The organism is Paenibacillus hubeiensis (assembly GCF_032334105.1).
Lineage (GTDB): Bacteria > Bacillota > Bacilli > Paenibacillales > Paenibacillaceae > Paenibacillus > Paenibacillus hubeiensis.
Map to the genome: position 1 here is coordinate 473,197 of NZ_JAVYAE020000003.1, position 21,140 is coordinate 494,336.

19 protein-coding genes and 1 pseudogene are annotated in these 21,140 nt (G+C 50.9%); 1 reads left to right on the plus strand and 19 read right to left on the minus strand.

From position 1 onward, the window contains the following. Positions 1–164: 164 nt before the first annotated feature. From RSX24_RS12150 to RSX24_RS12215, 15 genes and pseudogenes are all read right to left on the minus strand, one after another. Positions 165–1,274, minus strand: a complete 1,110-nt coding sequence (locus tag RSX24_RS12150; protein WP_343260737.1) for a vWA domain-containing protein — start codon at positions 1,272–1,274, stop codon at positions 165–167. Beyond that, entirely contained in the window at positions 1,271–2,371 is a 1,101-nt protein-coding gene (locus RSX24_RS12155) for an AAA family ATPase (protein ID WP_343260738.1), read from the minus strand. The genes RSX24_RS12150 and RSX24_RS12155 overlap by 4 nt, the downstream gene beginning before the upstream one ends. Positions 2,372–2,389: 18 nt before the next feature. Beyond that, positions 2,390–3,598: an MFS transporter gene (locus RSX24_RS12160; protein ID WP_339278043.1), complete on the minus strand. Its 1,209-nt coding sequence runs from the start codon at positions 3,596–3,598 to the stop codon at positions 2,390–2,392. A gap of 1 nt (position 3,599) precedes the next feature. Continuing rightward, on the minus strand, positions 3,600–4,079 hold the full coding sequence (locus RSX24_RS12165) for a DUF6530 family protein (protein ID WP_343260739.1): 480 nt from the start codon (positions 4,077–4,079) through the stop codon (positions 3,600–3,602). 216 nt (positions 4,080–4,295) lie between these two features. Beyond that, positions 4,296–4,775, minus strand: coding sequence for a DUF6530 family protein (locus tag RSX24_RS12170; RefSeq protein ID WP_236413792.1), 480 nt, complete (start codon positions 4,773–4,775; stop codon positions 4,296–4,298). A 113-nt stretch (positions 4,776–4,888) separates the two neighbouring features. After that, positions 4,889–6,433: a right-handed parallel beta-helix repeat-containing protein gene (locus RSX24_RS12175; RefSeq protein ID WP_438286816.1), complete on the minus strand. Its 1,545-nt coding sequence runs from the start codon at positions 6,431–6,433 to the stop codon at positions 4,889–4,891. Positions 6,434–6,764: 331 nt separating this feature from the next. Then, a complete protein-coding gene (locus tag RSX24_RS12180; protein ID WP_343260740.1) occupies positions 6,765–7,934 on the minus strand; it encodes an MFS transporter in 1,170 nt (389 codons plus the stop codon). Positions 7,935–8,262: 328 nt separating this feature from the next. Beyond that, positions 8,263–8,787, minus strand: a complete 525-nt coding sequence (locus RSX24_RS12185) for an HPP family protein (RefSeq protein WP_339278041.1) — start codon at positions 8,785–8,787, stop codon at positions 8,263–8,265. A 164-nt stretch (positions 8,788–8,951) separates the two neighbouring features. Beyond that, positions 8,952–10,349, minus strand: coding sequence for an outer membrane protein assembly factor BamB family protein (locus RSX24_RS12190; RefSeq protein WP_343260741.1), 1,398 nt, complete (start codon positions 10,347–10,349; stop codon positions 8,952–8,954). Positions 10,350–10,630: 281 nt separating this feature from the next. Further along, positions 10,631–10,722 (minus strand): annotated as a pseudogene (locus tag RSX24_RS32330) (DNA-binding response regulator); the annotation flags it as partial. 141 nt (positions 10,723–10,863) lie between these two features. Then, complete coding sequence (locus RSX24_RS12195) at positions 10,864–11,874, minus strand: phosphotransferase enzyme family protein (RefSeq protein WP_343260742.1); 1,011 nt, start codon at positions 11,872–11,874, stop codon at positions 10,864–10,866. A 197-nt stretch (positions 11,875–12,071) separates the two neighbouring features. Then, positions 12,072–12,866: an SDR family NAD(P)-dependent oxidoreductase gene (locus RSX24_RS12200; protein WP_343260743.1), complete on the minus strand. Its 795-nt coding sequence runs from the start codon at positions 12,864–12,866 to the stop codon at positions 12,072–12,074. Between the two features lie 31 nt (positions 12,867–12,897). Then, the gene (locus RSX24_RS12205; protein WP_343260744.1) at positions 12,898–13,950 is read right to left on the minus strand and encodes an AraC family transcriptional regulator ligand-binding domain-containing protein; all 1,053 of its coding nucleotides are present in this window, start codon (positions 13,948–13,950) and stop codon (positions 12,898–12,900) included. A gap of 288 nt (positions 13,951–14,238) precedes the next feature. Then, positions 14,239–15,159 (minus strand): PadR family transcriptional regulator, encoded by a 921-nt coding sequence (locus RSX24_RS12210; RefSeq protein WP_339278036.1) that lies wholly within the window; start codon positions 15,157–15,159, stop codon positions 14,239–14,241. A gap of 165 nt (positions 15,160–15,324) precedes the next feature. Then, on the minus strand, positions 15,325–16,197 hold the full coding sequence (locus RSX24_RS12215) for a LysR family transcriptional regulator (protein ID WP_236413779.1): 873 nt from the start codon (positions 16,195–16,197) through the stop codon (positions 15,325–15,327). Positions 16,198–16,309: 112 nt separating this feature from the next. On the opposite strand from RSX24_RS12215, the gene dapA reads away from it, so the two are divergent. Further along, complete coding sequence (dapA, locus tag RSX24_RS12220; protein WP_343260745.1) at positions 16,310–17,197, plus strand: 4-hydroxy-tetrahydrodipicolinate synthase; 888 nt, start codon at positions 16,310–16,312, stop codon at positions 17,195–17,197. 294 nt (positions 17,198–17,491) lie between these two features. Here dapA and RSX24_RS12225 read toward each other — a convergent pair whose 3' ends face one another. The 4 genes from RSX24_RS12225 to RSX24_RS12240 all read right to left on the minus strand — a co-directional run bounded on the left by RSX24_RS12225 (position 17,492) and on the right by RSX24_RS12240 (position 21,140). Beyond that, positions 17,492–18,091, minus strand: coding sequence for a sugar O-acetyltransferase (locus RSX24_RS12225; RefSeq protein WP_343260746.1), 600 nt, complete (start codon positions 18,089–18,091; stop codon positions 17,492–17,494). Positions 18,092–18,277: 186 nt separating this feature from the next. Next, positions 18,278–19,669 carry a HAMP domain-containing sensor histidine kinase gene (locus tag RSX24_RS12230; protein ID WP_343260747.1) on the minus strand — a complete coding sequence of 464 codons (1,392 nt, stop codon included), beginning with the start codon at positions 19,667–19,669 and terminating at the stop codon, positions 18,278–18,280. Further along, positions 19,660–20,319 carry a response regulator transcription factor gene (locus tag RSX24_RS12235; protein ID WP_339278032.1) on the minus strand — a complete coding sequence of 220 codons (660 nt, stop codon included), beginning with the start codon at positions 20,317–20,319 and terminating at the stop codon, positions 19,660–19,662. The genes RSX24_RS12230 and RSX24_RS12235 overlap by 10 nt, the downstream gene beginning before the upstream one ends. A gap of 62 nt (positions 20,320–20,381) precedes the next feature. Next, positions 20,382–21,140, minus strand: coding sequence for a lantibiotic immunity ABC transporter MutG family permease subunit (locus RSX24_RS12240; protein WP_339278031.1), 759 nt, complete (start codon positions 21,138–21,140; stop codon positions 20,382–20,384).

The window sequence follows — 21,140 nt, forward strand, 5'->3', positions numbered from 1 at the left end:
TACCTGAAAACTCATCTTACAGGCAAGTTTCAGGTACGCCCTAATCATAGTATAAATTTGTATTCCGAGGAATGTATATCAATAACACCCATTTTGCAAAATCAAACATCGACGGCCCCAAAACGATTGTTTTCTGCACAGCACTTCAGCTTCATCCGCAGCATCTAAAGGTAACGCGCAATCGTACGCACCAACTTGGCCGGGAATTCCTTCAGATCCGTAATGTCCAAAAATCGTTCTTGGCCATAAATGTCGCCGATGAGCTCTTTATCATGCCCAATGGCGGCAGCCAGAAACGTAATGCCTTTTCGTTCATACTCTTCGATGGTTTGCCGCATGTCTCCCATCGCATAGCTGCCCGTGTAGTTCTCCATCGCTTTCGGTTGACCGTCGCTAATGCTGATGAGCAGCTTGGTTTGCTGCGTGGAAGCCACCAGTCGTTCGGAAATGATCCGCAACGCAAGGCCGTCCCGATTGTTGCTTCTGGCCGCGATGGTCATCAACCGAAAGCGGTCGTTATCATCTGTTCTGTCACCATCCGCGTACGCAAAAACGGACATTTGCTCCAGCCTGGATACATCCGCCGTATCCCCGTAGATCAGCACAGGCACATCGCACATGCGGCAAAATTCATACACTGCGAGGACTGCGCGCTTAGCGGCTTCCAGCCTTCCGAACGCAGACATGGAGGCCGATTCATCGACCCTGAGTCCAACGACCAGGGATGGCGATTCGGAAGGCGGACGTTTTTGGGCAAAATATCGATAATCCCCATAGGCCACGTGGTCCGCTTGAAACCTGCTGCCATAATAGCGATTCTTTGAAAAGTCAGGTGACTCTTCATGCTGGAGCAGCGGAAGCGCCTTCCTGGCGATTTCCCTGATGATCGGGAACAGCTCTTTGCTCATGCGAAGATACGCTTCCTGATCCTGGACACTGTAGTCGGGACGATGGACGATAAGCCGGATCCCTCGGTGGACCGAATCGGCAGCGGTCTGCCGTGCATCCCGGTTCAGTCTTTTGCGAATATCCCGCTCTTGCTGTTGGGACTCCTCCAGTGCTTGCCTATGATCGACCTGATGATACTGCGGTTCTGCTTCGCCCTCGGTTTCCGATCGCTCGGTGTAAGCCGCGTCATCCGGGACTTCAGTGCTTCTCCCTTCGTGGTCTGCCGACGTTTTGAACGAAGCGCCTTGCTCCCCGGAGAGTTGTTCAAGTTCATTGCTTTGCTGAAAAATATCTCCCTCCAACTGAATATCCGCCGCTTCGCTCAAATTCCGTTTTTTTTTTCGAAAACGTCATCCAGTTCCGCGAGCAGCCCGCGTTTTTCGAGCGCTTCTTCCAATAGCCTGATTTCTTCGGCATCTGTCGTCATTTTGTATATCACTTTATAGTACATTGATTCGCGGGCAGAAGCCCCTCGGGCTACGGCATCGGTCCAGTAAAAGAATGAGCGCATGCCGGCAACGCCTTTGATGGCATTGGCCCGAGCCGTCTGATCCAGCAAAATAATGATTTCCGCGAGCACGCTCAATACCGCTTCATCTTGGAATCCAACTTTCGCCCTCGCCCGTTCCACCATGACCTCTTTAGTCGGCAAATCCATTTTCTCCGAATGCTGCACCCTGTCTCGCAATGCTTCGTTCAGCGGTCTGGCGCCCGCATAGCTGCGGTTCGCGGTAATCACCGCGACAAAATCCGGATGTCTGCGGATGATCTCTGTCGGGAGATTGATGCTGCCGTCCAGCTCCAGCGCCGAATTTAATGCCATCAGCACCGCGGCATCGCGAATGACGTTAGGCTCCTGAATTTCCAGAAGATAACCGTTTCGATAAGCTCTGACGATCTCGGAGGGATAGAAGCGGTATTCGACCGTTTCACGTTTGGCGTGATCTTTAACCTGCTGTAACAACCGTTTCATTCGGGCAGAAGCCTGCTCCTGCGTCACTCCCCATGCCTCTGTCAGCACTTCGGCGATACTTCGGAACCCATCGCTCTCGTACAAAGCCTGAAGCGCTTTTTGATCCGAGGAATCGAGCTGTTCCATCTGCTCCGGCCCGATGACGGGAAGAATAGCGCCAATGATATCCGACTTATCCATATCGGCAAAACAGGTGACCTTCGTATACGGCAGCCCCAAGTTGGCCGACAGCGCCTTCGCCAATTGTGTTTTGCCCGATCCGGCATCGCCTTCCAGCAAAATATTGGCGATCTTCATCTCTCCGCGATGCCAATTGCGTTTGATTTCTTCGGTGATCCGCAGTTCCTCCTGACTCGTTTTATGGGAATCCGGTTTATGCCATACCAGCTTTTGCTCCGCTTCCGTCCATATCCTCTCCGGCGACAGCACGTAAGCTCCTTGATTGTTCATGTAAACTCACCTTCCTTTTTAAACCTGTTGAATCTTGGCCTGTTTCTCCTTCTTGCGGGGAAGGATCGGAACAAGCAATAGTGCCCCGACGATAATCAAACCTCCGCTCACCGCATAGACGGCCAGCAGCGAAAACGAATCCTTCATATATCCGGATACAAGCATGCCGACGACCATCATGCCCATAAACACAGGCGTAATGGTCCCGGATACCCGCCCGATGTAAGCCGCTTCGCTGTTTCCTACGATTAATGTTTGGATACCGCCTTGAATGCATGGGTAGACCAAACCGCTAACGACAAGCAGCAGAACCGTGAGCCAGATCAAAGTGGAGGCTCCGATGCCGATCGTGCAAACGGAAGAGACGAGCAGACCTGCCATAAGCATCGTTTGCGGACTCATCTTCCTGGCCTGGGAAATGATAACGGCACCGCCGATCAGCATCGCCGCCCCGTTCGCCATAACGAACCATTGCAAATAGGACACGTCCAGCCTTAATTGCTCGATCACGAGAAAAATTTGTAGCGGCTGCGTTAATCCCGAGGCCAATCCGACGGCGGCAAACGTCAAACTAAGCGTCCTTAACGATCGGTTGGCACCAATGTACTTCAGTCCGGCAGCCAATTCCGCCATGAATTTGCCCGTTTGACCGGAATGGTTTTCTTCTTCGTCGCGAGGCAGTGAGGACAGGATCAGCGCAGATCCCAGAAATAGAACTGCCGTCAAAACAAGGGACACTTCAATGCCGAACCGGATGAAAATAAACGTCCCGATCACCGGACCAAGCACCATGAATGTGGCCACCAGCGTTTGCGACATGGCCATCACGCCCTGAATTTGTTCTGCCGGAACATGGCGTTTGTACAGTTTCATCGCAGAAGGCTGCGAAAACTGGGACAGGCTGGCGGAAACGAATGATCCGATGAGAAGCGCGATCCATCCCCCGTTCATCACGGTCAACAATACGGCCACCACCGACAGTGCAGACCATAGATCGCTCCACACCATCGTTCGTTTCGGCTTCCAGCGGTCGGCAAACGTGCCTCCAATCAGTCCGAACAGAAAGATCGGGGCAAATTCCGCGACCGAAATCAGGGAAACGTAAACGGGGTTGTTGTTCGTCCACTGCGTCACGAACAGCAAAACCGCGTAGTTCCGAATCCATATGCCCAATTGCAGCAGCACTCGGGAAAGGATGACGGTCCGAACGTATCGATTGGAAAACATGTCAATACCCCATTTCCTTCAAAATGGCCGACAACGTACGCAGCCGTTCGCCGATCATTTCGCCGTCGTCATTCAAAATCCGGCTGAACGCCTGAATATCCTCGCGAATGCTGTCATTTTCGGTGCAGACCGCCACCGTCATGGCACTGCCTTGCAGACCAATTTTTTGGATCACCGGTTGTGCGGGATCGTACAAATGCTCGTAGCGGTAGGCTTCCTGAAAGTACTCCAACGATTGGCAAATCAGGATCGACAGGTCAAGCACCCGATGCATCAGCATCGGCTCGGATGACTCTGCAGCATCTCCACCAAGCTGGCTCCATAATATCGCGGAAATTTCTTCCCTGCCCGTGTCGGCTTCCCGACTGACGCCCAATGTGAGACGTTTGCTTGCTTTATTGCCTGCCCTTACACCATCCACCTGCTCATAACGATCCGAAGCAATGACGGGTTGATGATGGAGCTGCGTGGGTGATTTCATAGTTCTTCCCTTCTTTCACATTTACTAATTTACTAACTTAGTAATTTACTAAATTACTGCATCAGTTTATCTTGCTTTACCATGCAAGTCAACCTCATTTCTCGTTTTTCCAGAGCAGCCCAAAACGAAAAGAAGCCGAAATCCCCTTTTTCTAAAAGGAATTTCGGCTTCTTTTTTTATCATGAAATGGTACTCCGTGAACACGCAAAAATGGGCTTAGTACCCCATGTCGCGAAGAATTTTGGACAAGGTGCGCAGGCGTTCCCCGATCATCTCGTCGTTGTCGCTCAGTGCTTGGCTAAACAGCTTGATATCGTCGTTGATTTTCTCGTTATCCGTGCAGACGGCTACATTCAAGGCGTCGCCTTGCAGCCCGACGCGATCAATAACCGGGTTGTTCTCGTCATACAGGTGTTCATACTGGTAAGCTTCCCGGAAATGCTCCAATGAACGGCAGATCAAAATGGACAAATCCAGCACACGATGAAGCGGCAGCTCCTCGGATTGCCGCGACCATTTCTCTCCCGTGTATCTCCATACTTTGGCGGAAATATCCACCTTCCCGCGATCATTCCATTGGGCCAGTCCAAGGGAAAGGCCTTTAGCATCGCTGTCTGGACCAAGCCGGCCATCTACGCGCTCATAGTTTTCGGCTACAACGACCGGTTTATGTTTCAAAGTAGTTGGAATTTTCATGTTTCTCCCCACTTCTCCTTTACTAATCCACTAATTTACTAAATCAAATTATTCTATCTTGAATTATTGGACAAGTCAATTCAGCCACAAAGCTTCCTCCCTGAATACAGGGGCTATTCGTAAGCCCCCATGTTCACGCCGGACCCGCTGACTCTTGGATTGCCATCCAGATCGAAGGTCCCCAGCATGTCCCCAAGCGCTTTTCCCGTATCCATCGCCGGGGACGCAGCCCGCAGACGGAAATCGCCCTTGCCTGCATGCATGAATTGGGGATCCATGAACCGGGAGTGTGCATCGTTCCCGCTTCCAGCTTGGTACGCCGCGAATCCGTTGTACCCTTTGGTCATCCATGTCCACTCTGCGTCCTCCGGGCCTCCCTTGGCAAAATACAAATTATGATCCACCACATTCCCGGCATTTTCGGTGTAATCGTTAGAAATCAGCACACCGGAGGCGCTTGCCACGAAAATATTATTTTGGATGACATTGTTCCGGGTATCATACTGGACGAAAAGCTGTCCACTTCCCTCTTCCAACGTATCGTTGTTGTACAACGTGTTGTTCACGATCTTCGCATGGGACGTCGAGCCCCGCTCGTCGTCATATCCGCCGATGGCGATCCCGGCAAGACGGTTGTTATAAACCAGATTGCTGCGAACCGTAATATGGTCTGTCGTTCGTCCAGCATGTTCTGAGGCAATCTCGATCCCGATATCGTTATCATAGCTGTAATTTCGTTCGATCACGCTTTCTTTGCCGCCATCGACGTAGATGCCTCCCGCAGAAAAACTGCCGTTGGGCAGCTCCTTTCCGTAGGAAGGATTGTTGTTCGCTGAAATGTTGTACACATAATTCTCCTTCACCACGCCGTTCCGTACCTGGTCATACTCAGCATCTGGTGCTATGCCTTCAAAACCGATCAGGTCGATGCCGATATTGTCGTTATCGTGGATTCGGTTGCCCGATACGACAAAATGGTCCACGTTGCCGTTCAACACCAGCGATTCGCTGGAACCAAGCACGAGATGATGCAGCTCGTTGTTCGCGATGGTAATATCACGAATTGATTCCGGTGCTTTTGTACCGTAAACGGCGATTCCATGCGCATCCCGCCCATGCAGATCGTCACCCGCAGGACTGGCCGTGTTATGAATGTCGTGAATGTCGTTGTTCACTAACTGGATGAAACTGCCGGAACCATGTACGTAAATCCCCATCGGCACCACATCCCTCGATGCCGTCGAATAATTTCGAATTTCGAATCCCTGGATGGTCACATACTCTACATCGCTCAGTTCGACAAGACCTTCGCTGCCTGTGACCGAAAGCCCTGATCCGTCAATGATCGCCTTGTCCGATCCGTCGCTCACAAAAGCAATGGGGCCTTTCGATGCCGAACCGGAGCGCGTCATTTTCAGTTTTTCGTTATACACTCCTCCCCGTACATGCACCGTACCGCCTGCGGGAACCGTATCCGCTGCGCGCTGCAGCGTTTTCCACGGCTTGCTGCTCGTTCCCGGGTTGGCATCGCTGCCTTCTTTGGAAACATAATACGTCGAATCGGCCGAGCCTGCCGATGCAGCAGGTTTATTTCCCGATTCCGTTCCCATGTCCGCAGCCATGCCCAATAAGAGCAATAAACATTGGATCCATTCCATTCGTTTCCTCAACTCCTTGCCTGCAACATATAGTTATATGTAATCCCTCCATTATACCGATTTTTACGAGAAAACTCGAAAAAACCGCCCGCCGGAAGGCTACGAATCGCTATCTTTGGGTTTGTAAATGCTCGGTTCGTCTTGACTGGCTGAGGCGTACGCATGTGCGCCGTTGCTACCCATCAACGTTGGAGCGATGAAAAAAATAAACGGCCTCCGTCCGAATGATTTCAGGACCAAGGCCGTTCAACTGCTTTTTATCTTTTGCATGGTCTGCCAGAGATGGAACACATTAAATCGTGGATAACCCGTGTTTCCGAATGAACAGCCGTCAGCGGATCCCCATCTTAAGAGCTCTGTTCGCCGTTTCAGTAGCAACAAACATGATGCCGAAGAGCGCGAGCAGAATGACGGGTACCCAGGACATCCCGAATCGGCCGGCCACCATGCCCGTCATTAACGGAATAAGCGTGGAACCCGTGTATGCGCTGGCCATCTGCAGTCCAATCACGCTGGATGAAGCCTTTTCTCCAAACCGCTCCGGCGTAGCATGGACGATGCTTGGATAGATCGGCGCACCGCCCATGCCGACAATGAACAAAGCGCCTGCCGCACCCCAATGCGGGACAGGCAAAACAAGGACAAGGAGGCCGAAGCAACCGATAAGCCCGCCATATCGTATCAGGTTTTTGCTCGAAACGCTCGTCGAAAGAAATCCCGAAAAGACACGACCGATAATGATCCCGATATAGAAAAGGGACGTATAGGCAGCAGCCTTAGCGGGATCAAGCCCTTTGCTCGCGATCAAAAAGGAGGCGATCCACAATCCGGCAGCGGTCTCTGACCCGTTGTAACAAAGCATGGCCAGCATGGACGATTTCACGCCGCGAATGCGCACGGCTTCCCTGTTGCTGACCAGCTTTTGCGCACTGCCCTCTTCGATGTTGCCTTTTTCGTAAATCCGCCATAACGGCAACGATGCCAGCAGTGCGATGACGATGACCAGCAGAAGCATGCCGACTGTGAAATATCCTGCACGCCAGTTGTTTCCATGGGTCAGCCAAAAGGACATGACAAACGGACCCGTCATGGCCCCAATTCCCCAAAAACAATGCAGCCAGCTCATATGCTTTGCTTTGAAATGCAATGCGACGTAATTGCTCAATGCCGCATCTACGCACCCAGCGCCAAGTCCCAACGGAATGGCCAAGAGGATCAAAAACACAAATTCGCTGGATGCCGCAAAGCCAAGCAGCGCCATCGTTGTGAACAAAATGCTGATGAGCGTAACTTTTCCCGTGCCCAGCCTGTGCAACAATCTGCTTGCAAACAAACTGGAGATGACGGTACAGAAGGAAACGGTTAATGAGATGTAACCCGCCATTTCCGTCGTGGCGCCGATATCCTGCTTCATGACGGACCATGCGCTGCCAAGCAGCGCATCCGGAAGTCCGAGTCCGATGAATGCAAGGTAAATCAAGATGAGCAATAATGTAGCCATTTCAATTCTTTCCTCCATCTGTATCGTGATCGCTGTTAACAGTCCTGTCACCCGGGCGTGATTCTATTGTTATAACTATAAATGTAATGATATTGATATTTTCTGTTGCAATCTCTCTATATTTTGACGTATATTATCACTATTTTGATATGTGTACAAAGATGAACGCTCAAGTATGTATATCCGTCCTCACCCTAGAAACTATACGAATCAATCACACTAGGGCACTGCGAGTGCAGTAAAGCAAAAAAGAGAACTTCACGGATGGAAGTCCTCTTTCTTTGCCCGTTCTGTATCGGTTCAAGTTAAATTCCAGATGCTCCGAGCATCAATACCAAAAGGTTGGATATCTGCGCGATTTATCAAGATTGTTGATCACCAGCGCGACCAGCACGATCAGAATCGAACCCGTTAACACCGGCATGAACAGGAACGACCAGCCGGTTCCGCCCAGCATGATGGCCAGCGGATTGGCGCCTGCAGGCGGATGGGTCGTTTTGGTGAGCATCATGACAAGAATCGATAAGCCCACACTTGCGGCGATGACCCAGTTGCTGTTGCCGAACAAGTGATACATGATCAGTCCTGTTAACGTGGAAATAAAATGTCCGCCGATAATGTTTCTCGGTTGGGATAATGGCGCATCCCACAAGCCAAAAGCCAATACGCAGCTCGCACCGAACGGAGCCATGAGCCACTCGCTGGAGGTCCAGCTTGTCAGGAAAGACAAGATGCCGATCGTCACAAAACCTCCGATGCCTGCTAGAATTGCGCTTCGCGGATGTACTTTCAGCGTACTCCTCCCCGGTGCTTTCATTTTGGCAAAAAAGCCTGCTTCATCGTTGTAATTCATTCACTGCCCTCCGAGAATCATGTTTACATAATATTTTAGTTATAAGTTTGTCAGTGACTTTTGTCAATATTATTATGACAATTTTGTCATTACAAAAGAAAAACCGCTGCACTTCTTTAAAGAAGTGCAGCGGCCAATTGTTCGTCAAACTGTAAGTATGTGCGTTATTTCAATGATGCCGGAAGTTTCACGCCGAGCAGCCGGCCTTCCGCCTGAATGATGATCATTCCGTTTGTTTTCAAAGTGGATTCATGCAGGTCCGCCCCGGTTTTCACGCGGAACACAGGCTGATTCGTCAGCATGTTGATCGCCAGCAGCGTCCCGTTCCGTTCTGCCCGGTACATGCCCTTGCCGTACACGTTAACGTTAGATATCGGTGCATCCCCGTTCCATTGCACTGCCTGCCCATTCGCCAACTTGATGCCTGCCAACTCCCCGTCTCCCGATCTGAAAATTAGCCGGTCCTGCGCAACGGTGAGCAGTTCCCAGCCCTCCCCATAGGGGCGTTGGAATGTCCGCAAAGGCTTCTCCCCTTCTTTGAACGTATCCAGCGGATACTCAGCCACCTTGTTGCCCTGCTCCATGTACAATTTGTCCCCGCTGGCCAGCACGGCTCCGTACCCGTACGTGTACGGTGGTTCGCCTTCCATTTTCCAGCGATATTCACGAGTGCCTTTTAAAGCCCCTGTCTTCAGGTTGTACGCATTGATCTTCATCGCGCGATCAGGCGATGATTCGTAATCGGTTAATCTCGAAGAATAATAATCGGCAGTATAGACAAGGCCGTTTTTGATATGCAGCGCTTCCCCCTGCCCGAACTCGTCCCATAATTTTTTGCCCGTTTTTTGGTCGTAAGCGTTCAGCTGAACCGATGTGAGCGCCCCCTGAACCATGAATGTCCGAAGCACGACGCCGTCCGCGATCTCCAAATATTCGGTGCCGTTTCCTTCCGCGAGCGCTTCATCGGCCTTCCAGCGCAGTTTTCCTGTTTGATTGTCGAAGGCAAACGTCGTGCTGCCGTTGATCATATACAGCGTATCCGCAGTCGGGACCAGCTTCTCGGTCCGCAAACGAGCTTCAATCCACGTGGACGAGCCGGATACCCATTTGGCTTTGCCCGTTTTGGCATCCACCGCATATGGTTTATGGTCAGCCGTCAAGCCGTATACGACGCCATTCCTGTAAGCTACAATCGGAGTCAATTCTTTGCCATAGGCCCACAAGCGTTTGCCTGTTTTTGCATCGAGCGCAATGAGTTTTTTGCCGGAGAAAACAAATACCTTTCCGTCCTCCGCAATCGCCTGCTGTCCGTAATAAGCTTCATTTTTCAAATAGTTGTCGACTTTCGCTTCCCAGACAGGTTTCAGCTCAGGTACCTGCAATTGAGGATATCCGTACCAATGGCTTATGGACACATCGGCTTTTTCGGCGTATGCATGGGACGGCCCCATGGCGGCAATCCCGCCGGCCATAAGCACTGCCGCAATGATGCCTGACGCTGTACGCCGAACTATTCTTCTATTGGACCCTTTAAAGCCCCGTTTGGTTTCGGTATTGGACATGATCAGACCTCCGTATTGAAATCTTTTAATGGTAAACCTCTCTCTTCATTAACCAACGCTCCCAACATCTGAAAAGTTGCATGCAAGTGCTCATAGCGAAAAACCACGGCACCGAGTACGGCGCCGCAGTTCCATTCCGTTGAACGCATATTATTGATTTTGCTGCATGTACGCCTTAAATTCCCGGGCAATTTCTTTGTATTTCGTATGGTGCAGGTAATGCGAGCCTTCCATCGGGATGCATTTGCCCAGTGCGAATTGTTCGGCTTGCTCCTCATGGCAGCTTCAAGCGTTTCGAATCCGTTGTTGCAAAAAACAAACAAACGAGCTCGCGAATGTTCGCGTCGTCGTCGGCAACAAGTGTCGCAGCCATGCCATCCCTCTTCCCCTGCTGTAAAATTCCAGTGCATGAATCGTTCAACTACGATAAATCATACAACAAATGTCGCTCCATCGTGTTATAGCACGATAATTGAGCCGGAGCTGCTATCTGTTAGATATCCATGTGGTTCTCCTAACTCCATATGTCGACGATCGAAATGCCGTTTTCGATTCTTGCCCTGCTTTCTGTTATCCAGTCCTTGAACCACTGGTTATTCGAACTGCTGAAGGTTTCGTCCCCGTCCCAGTTTCGAAATGAACCGATATATACGATGATCTCCCGTAATTTCAGAAACAGCGGAAGCTTCCGCAGCCAGTATTCGTCCAGATGATGTTCCTCCCGATAGCCCTTCATAAAAGGATCCATGAATCGCCGTGCCTGCTGTGCACGTAGTTCCGCCCCTTGTTCCCCGCCATAGACATACACCAAATAATACAGTTGTACCGCGATGTCCTCCACATACCAGCTGTACTGCGCTTCATCAAAATCGAACAGCGTGATCTCCCCTTGCCCGCTTACCCTGAAGTTGCCGACATTGATATCGCCGTGGATCAGCCCATACGAATGGGCATCTTTCGGTAATGAACCGATTTCGCGGATCAATGTGCTGCATTGGCGACGCGCCTTAACATGTGATTGCGGCAGCAAATCGAGATGCTGCAGGTACCAGTTTTGATGCCACTCATGCCTTTTGAGCTGGTGTTTGGCCGGCACATATTCCCTCGACAACGCATGCATTTTTCCCGTTAACCGGCCCAACCGTTCATATAAAGCGTTATCCCCCAGACATTCCGGATACTCCACTTTTCTTCCCTGTGCTTTTTCAAATACAACACAGATCGCCCCACCTTCCATGGAGTAAACCACTTCCGTTCGTTTCCCCTGAATCGAAGGTATGGGTTTGGACAACGAAATGCCTTTGTCCGCTAAAAAAAGGAGCCAATCCAACTCACCTTGTACCATCAACTCCGAACGATTGGCGATTGGCGTCAATCTCAAGATGAGATTTCTATCGTCCTGTTTGTACTCATAGGCCTGATTCTGCGATCCCCCCAAAAATGTAAACTGAGGCAAACTCCCCGTCGTATACCGTCGCAATGCTTGTTCCACCATCGCCTGATTCTCTTGCTGTTTGTTGTTCATATCAACGACCTCCGTATGATTGGATTTTTGCATGAGATGAAGGCCTATATAACAAAACAGCCCAAACCACAGACACCAATTTCCCTGTCTGCCGGTTGGGCGTATGGATCAAATGGACATGCATGAAATTCATGAGTTCATGTTATCCAAATGTTGGAACAGTGTCAATCGTTTCATGTCGGGAATAACGCGAACGATTAGAAAATCGTCGGCACCATTCCTCCATCCATGCGAATCGGGGAACCTTTGAACGGGGTCGCGTAGGGACTGCATACAAATGCCGCAAGCCTGCCGATCTCGTTCGGTCTGATGAACCGCTGCAATTCCGATTGCGGAAGATTGGCGGCCATGAAGGTTTTTTCTTTTTCTTCGAACGTCATGTTCTCGTCCTGAATGATGCTCTCGATGATCTGCTGCACGTTCTCGGAGAGCGTCGGTCCAGGCATGATCGTGTTGACCGTTACCTCCGTGCCTGCCGTCAATTTGGACAAGCTCTTCGACAAGGAGAGCAGCATGGATTTGGTTATCGCATATTGCGGCATCTGTCCGGACGGCATCACCGCTTCTTCGCTCGCAATAAAGATGACCCGCCCAAAGCCGTTGTTCAGCATGCGGGGCATACACAATTTGGTCAGCGCGTTTGCGGCAAGCACGTTGGTCTGAATATATTTTTCCCACACGGCCTCGTCCGCATCATCGTATGACATGATCTCATAAATGCCGGCGTTGTTCACTAAAATATCTATCTGAGGGAACTTTTCGAACAAGGCTTCGCGCCCGGCGGCATTCACGATATCGGCTGCCGCATTTTGTGGGGACGTATTCGGATAGGCAGACTTGATTTCGCCGACTACGCGTTCTACCTCTTCAGAATTTCGTCCATTGATGAGTACGTTAACGCCTTCTTTGGCCAATTCAATGGCAATAGCTTTGCCGATTCCTTTCGTCGATCCTGTTACTAACGCGGTTTTGTGGTTCAATCCCATATCCATAGTGCATTTCTCCCTTTTCTGTTCTCGTCGTTTAATGGAAATCCGGTCGATCTGCAGGCGTGGATGCGTCTTCGTCATGCGTCTCTGCATGCGCGCTGCGCCAATGAGCGGGCGTATCGCCTTCCCAGGCGCGAAATGCGCGGTAAAACGAGTTCTGGTCTTCATATCCGATTAAAAAGGCTACTTCCTTGATATCGAGCGATGCGTCTGCCAAATACATCCGTGCCTGTTCATGTCTTGCTTGCGTAAGCAAATGATTGAAACTTGTGTTTTCATCGGTTAGCCGGCGCTGCAGCGTACGGTCGCTCATGCCTAATTCCTTGGCAACCGTCCGAATATCGGGACGCCCCCCGGATAGGCTGCGCTTCATGATCCATTTGGCCATGTCCGACACGGAGCGACTTCCCTGGTGTTCATCCAGCGTGCGGTCCAATGCAGGGGTCAGAATCTCCAAAAGTTGTTCATTGTAGGTCAAAAAAGGACGATCCAGATCGTTCCGGTGCAGCGTCAACCGATTGTGATCGGCATCTGTCCGGATTTGGCATCCAAAGTATGCTTCGAGCATATGCATATCCCCCATCGGCTGCGTGAATTCCACGGCGCGCGCCGTCAAAGGCTGGCCTGTGCCCCGCCGTCCCAATTCAAGCAGGAATGCCAGTGTGATGCCTACAAGCAATGGCGGGCAAGATTGGTCGGCAACGAGCCACTCCAATGTAATGGCACATTCCTCGCCGTTCTCGCTCATGCGCAAGCTTTCGGGAGGACAGAGCTGTTTATATCGGACCATCCGCTGCAAGGCATCCCGATAATCCCGGGCATGGTATGTCGCTAGCACGGTTGGCGGATATTTCGCTGTTTCATAAATCGTGGCAAGTTTGATCATGCCTTGAGCAATATCGCCTGCCAGGTCGGAATACGCCTGCCAAATTGCGTAATATTGGGCGGTGTTTACGGCTGGTTCGGAAATGATCGTGAGCGGCAATCCGGCTTTACGGGCTACGTCCTGCGGAGCAATCCCCAATTGACGCAGCCCTTCCCAGAAACCCGGCGGCATTTTGATGCGATCAAAGGAATCGGTTGTCATTTGTTTGCGCCTCCTTCTGCGGACTGACACATTCGGATGTAAAGCAGCTTGCTTATGAGCCTACGGTACTTATCATATCCTTTCCGTAATGCCATGTAACTAGCAAAGCACGACAGCATGCTTGCTAATCGCGCCGACTATCCAATTGCCTGTTGAGCCTGCACATGTAGAAAATGGGAGAGAACGAACATGCCATTACGAACAAAAAACCGCATATTATGCGGCTTTTTTAGGCGATGGCATTGAACTTTGGAATGACAATCGATCAAGATTGCGTGTCTTTAGTGTTTAATCTTTCAACAGCCACTGCTGCGCGTCGTGTTTATGTTCAAATATGCGAAATGCGCTGCTGCCGCTGGATTCAGCGGCCATTTCTTTAAAACGTCCTTGCTGGGCCAATTCCGCCGGGATGACAGCAGCCGTTTTGACGCGGTAGTTGATCCATTTTTGAATCATTTTGCCGGCCACCCCTGTTCTCAGCTTGAAGAAATCGTCGGAAAGAGCCTCGCCATGCAGCATAAGCAAGCTAATCTCTTTTTCCATGCACAACCCGATCAGGTCAAGCGCATCCTGTTCCGTGCCAAGGGGCGTTTCGGCGGATAATACTTCGATATACTTTCGTCCGTCTTGTTCAACAATGGTATGATTCATTCGGGTCATCTCCTTGCTTGTTTTGGTTTGGTGAAGTTCTTCACGAACGCTTTGGAGCCATTCCAATTCATGGTGATAGGACGACAACAGATTTTCGGAGATTTTGTTCCATATGAACGTTTCGCGTTCGCTCCGATGAGGTGCCGGGACGCCCCGGTTCAGTTTTTCCTGTTGGTACAGAAGCTCTGCCTGGATTCTGCTCTCATACTGCGACAACAACTCAAGCAATTCCTCGTCACTCAACGCTTCAGACCATGCCAATTGAATCAGGAACGTGTTTTTGAACTCGGGAAGCTCCGGTTCGGTAAGGACCCATTCTTTCAATCTGGACCATCCTGCATCCGTGATGCTGTACACTTTTTTGGATGGGGAGCTCTCCTGGTGCTGAACTTCATTGGTCACGTAGCCTTTGTCCAGCAATTGGACAAGGGAGCGGTAAATTTGATTGTTGTTGCCGGACCAATGCATGGTCGGGGACTGCTCGATGACTTTTTTTAGCTCATAGCCCGAAGCCGGTTTCCAGCTTAGCAGCCCGAGTATGGCATATTGGATGGACATCGTATCCTCTTCTCCCCATTCTTATGTTATTTGAAACTTGTGTTAACTGTAACATAGGTTACTCGTATAGTAAATATCCGATAAAGTTGTTGGATCACTTTTATGAAAAAAACAACCGCTCCCCGATCATCAATCGGAAAACGGCTGTTACACATGTGCCACTAGTTATACTTTCAGTATATCCATAAAATGCCGCAAGGCGTTCGACACCCACTTCTTGGGATGCAGAACCAGCTGAATCTCCAGCTTCAGCTCGGGATGATCGAAAGGCAGTGTCATCAGTTCCCCGCGTTCGATCTCCTCCATGGCTGCCATCTGCGGCAAGATGGATATGCCTTCCCCGGTTTTGATGCTGCGCTTGATTGCCTCGGGATTGCCCAGTTCCAACCCTACCCGATACGGAATGCCGTTCGCGCGAAGCACGCGTTCCAGCAGCTGCCGGTAGTTGCACGTATGCTCGGGCATGATCCATTCCGCATCGTTCAGGTCGTCCAGAACAATTTCTTCCTTGCTGAGCAGAGGATGGCCGGGGTGAACGATGAGCACTAGGGGTTCCTCCCTGATCCTTATCCACTGCAAAGCAGGATCGCTGGAATCGTCCGCAAGAATCAGCCCAACGTCGGCTTCCCCTTCCTTCACCTGATGCAAGATCAATTCTTCCGAATCCGTATGCAAACGAATGTTCAGTTCGGGATACTCTTTTCGGGTTGCCTGCATATAGGTTGGCAGGTAATAGGAAGCAATCGAATCCATCGTGCCGATCGTCATGGAACCTCCGCCTTGCTTGGCCATTTTCTCTTTGGACTGCTCAAATAATTCCAGCATTTGCCCTGCGAGCTTGAACAGTTCCTCCCCTGCGGAGGTCAAGCGAATTTTATTGTTGCTGTATCGTTCGAAGAGCTTGACGTCATAAGCCTTTTCGAGCTTCTGAATTTGGGTCGTCACGCTGGATTGCGCGTAGCCGAGCACTTCTGCGGCTCTTGTAAAGCTTTCGCGTATGGCCACCTCGCGAAACGTTTGAAGGTAGATGAAATCCAATCCGGGTCACCTCATCGAAAAAATTGATTAGAATCATCGTTTATTATAGATAACTCTGATATCCACTCCTATGTTACATTAGAATCAATCCAACGGGAAGGGATAACTGATCATGATGAACGAAAAACATATTCATGGGATTTTCATACCGGTGATTACACCTTTTACGAGCGATCATAAGCTGGACATCGAGTCTTACCGGAATTACGTCACTTATTTGGCAGAGCACGACATTCAAGGCCTTGTCGTAAACGGCACGACGGGCGAATCGCCGACCGTATCCTGGGACGAAGTTGCGCAACTGGTACAAACGACGCAGGATGTGCTCAAAGAGCTGAACAAAACCATTCCGATCGTCGTCGGCACGGGAACCAATGATACGTACTCTACGGTACGCCGCACGGAAATGGCTGCCGAAATCGGCGCGGACGCGGCCATGGTGGTCACTCCATATTACAACCGTCCTACGCAAGAAGGCATTGTGGAGCATTTTCGCGCCGCATCCGGCACCGGCTTGCCTGTTCTGGTATACGAAATTCCGGCACGTACCGGCAGTCGGATGACGCTCGACACGATTCGCACCGTGCTTGACCTGGATGGCGTAATCGGCCTGAAAGACAGCTCCGGCGGACTGGACCTGCTCCTCCAGTTGACGAAGCATGATACGAAACCGATTCTGTGCGGGGAGGATTCCTATTTCCACGCGATGCTCTGCCAAGGGGCTGCCGGCGGCATGCTTGCATCCGCGCACCTGAATTTGCCGAAATACGTGGACATCTACCAGCGCTTTGCAAGCGGCGACGTTACAGGCGCCCGAGACAGCTTCAAAGAGGTGGAGTCGTTGATTCGCCAGGTCTTCTCGGAACCTGCTCCCGCAGCCATCAAATGGTGGCTGTCCCAGCAAGAGATCATCGCGACCGGACAATTGCGGCTGCCGCTCATGCCCGCATCGGATCAGCTCAAGCAAAACCTCATGAATACCATCGTTTCTTATGCATAAGTTGTTCTTTTAACGCAAACGAGCGTCTCCTGGCGGAGGCGCTCGTTTATTTAATGTGTATACTATCTTGCATTGAAGGGTGTAATGCGTCCATTGCCAGCAAACGCAGTCCCGTCTCGAAATCCTGCTGAAATGTTTGCGTCAGCACGATCTCGGGATAAGACGGCATCGGTTCGCCGTTTCCATAAACTGAATGTCCGCAGCGAAGGAGTGGCACACGCAAAAGCTTGTACATCATAAAGTGTCTTGTATGGGATCGTGCCCCATCAAAATGAATTTGGGTTAACGCCCAGCTTAGCCTTTATCCATTTCGTTGTCATTCCGATTCATCGAGGTTTCCTCGATCTTTCGAATCACTCTTGCAGGATTTCCACCGACGATCACGTTGTCGGGTACATCCTTGGTGACCACCGAGCCCGAAGCGATGACGACATTGTTTCCAATGGTCACGCCCGGATTGATAACAGAGCGCCCGCCGACCCAGACATGGTTACCGATCGTTACCGGTTTGCCGTATTCCGGTCCTTGGCTTCTTTCGTACGGGTCAACGGGATGAGTCGCAGTGTACACGTGAACGCCCGGTCCGAACAAGCAGTGATGCCCGATCCTTACTTCACATACATCCAGAATAGTGCAATCGAAATTCGCGTAAAAATGATCGCCGACGTGCACATTGTATCCATAATCCACCCGCACATTCGGTTCCATGCTCAGGTTCTCGCCAGTCGAACCAAACAGTTCTTTCAGAATCTGCATACGCTTCTCCTCATCCGCTTCGGTGGTCTGATTGTACATTCGGGTCAGTCTTCTGGCATGGGTCCGATCACGCGTCAATTCCGGGTCCCAGGCTTTATAAAGTTCTCCATCCAGCATTTTTTGTTTCTCTGTCTTCATTCCGCTTACCCGCCTTCACTTCATATTATACTTTTAATAAGTATTAACATATATGAATTTAAACGGATTGTCTACCCTAAAAAATTCTTCATTTCTCTGACGCGAAAATCGTCATAAATCCAATCCATGCATACCAAATAGCGGCAGCCATGGTTTAGGGCCAAACCAAGAGCTGCCGCTATTCAGTTATCGTTTGGCACCGACGGGAATTTCCAGCGTCACTTGGGCCCCTCCGGTTTCATCCGAATTGCCGAGACGAAGCATTCCCCCGTGCATTTGCATGATGTGCTGCGAGATGTAAAGCCCCATTCCATAGTGGCCGGTGGAGCTTCTGGAGGCATCTCCCATATAGAATTGATCGGTGGCATATTTGAGCGCCTCGGCCGAAAAACCAGGGCCTTCGTCGATGATCGTCCATCGCACGCCTTGTCCCGCCGCCTCCATTCGAATCGTCATTTGTTGATGTTCTGCCATATGGTCTGAAGCGTTATGGACCACGTTCATCAACGCTCGCTCCAGCAAGTCTTCATCGGCATAAAACCTTGGAGGGAACGAAGAAGCCGCCCAAACCGCATGCTGTTTTTTGACTGCAACCAAGGCGTGGATCTGTCCTTTTACCCGTTCGACGAATTGATGCGCATCTACCTCTCTCCTGTTCAAAGACATGGATGTTTCGGTATTCGCTATATCGATCAAGGTTCGAATGTATTGCTCCATCTGGCGGACGCTATCGGTGATATAAGCGGTATATTCCTGCTGCTCTGCCGATTGCCCGGTTTCCGACAACAGTTCGACGTTTCCCCGTACAATGGTCAGCGGCGTTTTGACGTCATGGGCCAAAGCGGAAATTTGCTCGCGGCGGCTCTGTTCCAGCTTCCACTGCTGCTGAAGTGAACTGCGAAGCGCTTCCTTCATCTGATGCATCGAGTCCAGAATCTGATCGATCTCGCTTACGCCGCTCATTCGAATCTCAAAGTCCAAGTCCTGGTTCTGCACATGCTCTGCCGCCTGCCTGAGCCCCCTCAGCTTGAGCGACAACGTCCGCCCAAAAGCCGATGCAAGCCACAGAACGCCGGCGATCAGCAGGCCGAGAAAGGCAGCAAAGAAAGCAATTTCTGCGCTCGGTATAACGTTTCGCAGCCATAAAGGCTCGAATTGCGCCGAGACGGAGTAACGGAACAGCATCACCTGATCCTGATGAACGGCTTTCACGTAAACATGGGTAAGGCTTGTGTTGACCATCCGTTCCTTAAGCTCGGTCCAAGCTTGTGAAGCATCCCTTGGGGATAACGTTCCCGCTGCCCATTCCCCATCGGATGACAACAAAGCATATCGGAACAAAGCGTCATCAGAAGAAGGAACGGTTCCTTCCTGCTCGAATGAAGCGGCGGCAGCCGCCGCTTGCTTTTCCGCGTAATTGGCAGGAAGAATGGCTCCCCAGGACAGCATGGCAATGAAGAGGCCTCCCAAAAGCAATCCCAGCAATATGATCCCTGAGCAGAAAAACATGAGGTATTTCATAAACAAGGAACGCAGCCTGGTCGGTTTCCGATTCTTCGCTCGTGTCGTCATTTCCATCGGTAACCGATCCCCCACACGGTCTCGATCGGCGCTTCGCCAACCCGGTTCAGCTTGGCGCGAATGTTTTTGACGTGCTCCACGATCGTGGAAGAATCGCTCTCTCCTTCATACCCAAACACCGATTCATAGATTTGTTCCCGGGAAAACACCTGTCCCCGCTTCATCGCGAGAAATTCACAGATGGCGTATTCGCTTTTGGTTAAAGGAACGTCCTGACCCCGAACCCGTATTTCCTTTCCGGACAAATTGAAATGCATGTCGCCGATGCACAGCACGTTACGCTTTTCGCGATTTTCGCGCCTTAAATGGGCCTGGATTCTTGCTCTCAGCTCTCCGGCGCCAAACGGCTTGACGATGTAATCGTCCGCTCCTTCGGCAAGGCCGGACATGATGTCCCCTTCCATCGATTTGGCGGTAAGGAACAGAATGGGACAATCGACCTTGTCCCGAATTTGCCGGCATAATTGGAAACCGTCAATCCCGGGCATCATCACATCGAGCATGATCAAATCGAAGGTTCCAAGCTGTTGATCCTGCACGGTGGACGGGTCGGAAACGGCCGTCACCAGATGGCCGTCCTTTTGCAGAATGTTCGATAGCAGCGCGAGCACGGCAGGTTCGTCGTCAACGGCCAATAGTCGTGCCATGTTCGGACCACCCTCCTTCTTTTTCACTTCATGATATCCATGGGCAATCCAACCCGCTGATCCTATTCAAGCGCATGCTTTCCTTCCCAACGCCATACCCATGCAACTGATATTGCAATCATCAAGAGGGTCCCCGCCGCCAGACAGGCGATTCCCATGCCCAACATCGAATGCGCAGGTACGGAGCTTGCAGCCTCGCCTGCAAACCTTGACCACAAGGTGATCAATCGGGATGGCCAGGCAAACGGAACGTAAACCCAATTGGCGTCCCCCAGTCCGGTCAACAGCAGCGCAGACACCAGACTCCCCGCGATGCCCAGTCCCATGGAAGCACCTCTTCCCCATCTCAAACTAACGATAAAATGAAATACGTAAAGGAATATGCTGCTGCCGAACAAGATCAGTCCCGCCAGTATGTAAAAAGATATATCCTGCATTTCATTTTGCAAAATGAATACATTTCCAACGCCGAATCCTACGGCCGCCGTTAGGATGCTTGCCAAACCAAACACCAGGAGAAGGCTGAGCTTGCTAAGAAAAGGAATCACCTTGACGGGTGATGTCAGCAAATGTTGAAAGCCTCCTGCATTATACTCCTGTTCCGCGGCAATTGCACATACGATGCCGATGATTGCAGGCAGTGCAATGGCAACGGCCTGCAGGTATCCATCGATTTTGGAGGCATCGGAATACGGTGTGAATGCATAATACGAAAGAAACAGCACGATGCCGATGAACGGGATCGCCAGGTGAATCCATGGCAGCGATTGTCTGCGCAGCTTGATCACGTCGGCACGCATATAACGAATGAACATGCTCAT

Bases quoted from the DNA above. Each gene is read 5' to 3' on its own strand.
- RSX24_RS12155 (WP_343260738.1), bottom strand. From the start codon at position 2,371: ATGAACAATCAAGGAGCTTACGTGCTGTCGCCGGAGAGGATATGGACG.
- RSX24_RS12160 (WP_339278043.1), bottom strand. From the start codon at position 3,598: ATGTTTTCCAATCGATACGTTCGGACCGTCATCCTTTCCCGAGTGCTG.
- RSX24_RS12165 (WP_343260739.1), bottom strand. From the start codon at position 4,079: ATGAAATCACCCACGCAGCTCCATCATCAACCCGTCATTGCTTCGGAT.
- RSX24_RS12170 (WP_236413792.1), bottom strand. From the start codon at position 4,775: ATGAAAATTCCAACTACTTTGAAACATAAACCGGTCGTTGTAGCCGAA.
- RSX24_RS12175 (WP_438286816.1), bottom strand. From the start codon at position 6,433: ATGGAATGGATCCAATGTTTATTGCTCTTATTGGGCATGGCTGCGGAC.
- RSX24_RS12180 (WP_343260740.1), bottom strand. From the start codon at position 7,934: ATGGCTACATTATTGCTCATCTTGATTTACCTTGCATTCATCGGACTC.
- RSX24_RS12185 (WP_339278041.1), bottom strand. From the start codon at position 8,787: ATGAATTACAACGATGAAGCAGGCTTTTTTGCCAAAATGAAAGCACCG.
- RSX24_RS12190 (WP_343260741.1), bottom strand. From the start codon at position 10,349: ATGTCCAATACCGAAACCAAACGGGGCTTTAAAGGGTCCAATAGAAGA.
- RSX24_RS12195 (WP_343260742.1), bottom strand. From the start codon at position 11,874: ATGAACAACAAACAGCAAGAGAATCAGGCGATGGTGGAACAAGCATTG.
- RSX24_RS12200 (WP_343260743.1), bottom strand. From the start codon at position 12,866: ATGGATATGGGATTGAACCACAAAACCGCGTTAGTAACAGGATCGACG.
- RSX24_RS12205 (WP_343260744.1), bottom strand. From the start codon at position 13,950: ATGACAACCGATTCCTTTGATCGCATCAAAATGCCGCCGGGTTTCTGG.
- RSX24_RS12210 (WP_339278036.1), bottom strand. From the start codon at position 15,159: ATGTCCATCCAATATGCCATACTCGGGCTGCTAAGCTGGAAACCGGCT.
- dapA (WP_343260745.1), top strand. From the start codon at position 16,310: ATGATGAACGAAAAACATATTCATGGGATTTTCATACCGGTGATTACA.
- RSX24_RS12225 (WP_343260746.1), bottom strand. From the start codon at position 18,091: ATGAAGACAGAGAAACAAAAAATGCTGGATGGAGAACTTTATAAAGCC.
- RSX24_RS12230 (WP_343260747.1), bottom strand. From the start codon at position 19,669: ATGGAAATGACGACACGAGCGAAGAATCGGAAACCGACCAGGCTGCGT.
- RSX24_RS12235 (WP_339278032.1), bottom strand. From the start codon at position 20,319: ATGGCACGACTATTGGCCGTTGACGACGAACCTGCCGTGCTCGCGCTG.
- RSX24_RS12240 (WP_339278031.1), bottom strand. From the start codon at position 21,140: ATGAGCATGTTCATTCGTTATATGCGTGCCGACGTGATCAAGCTGCGC.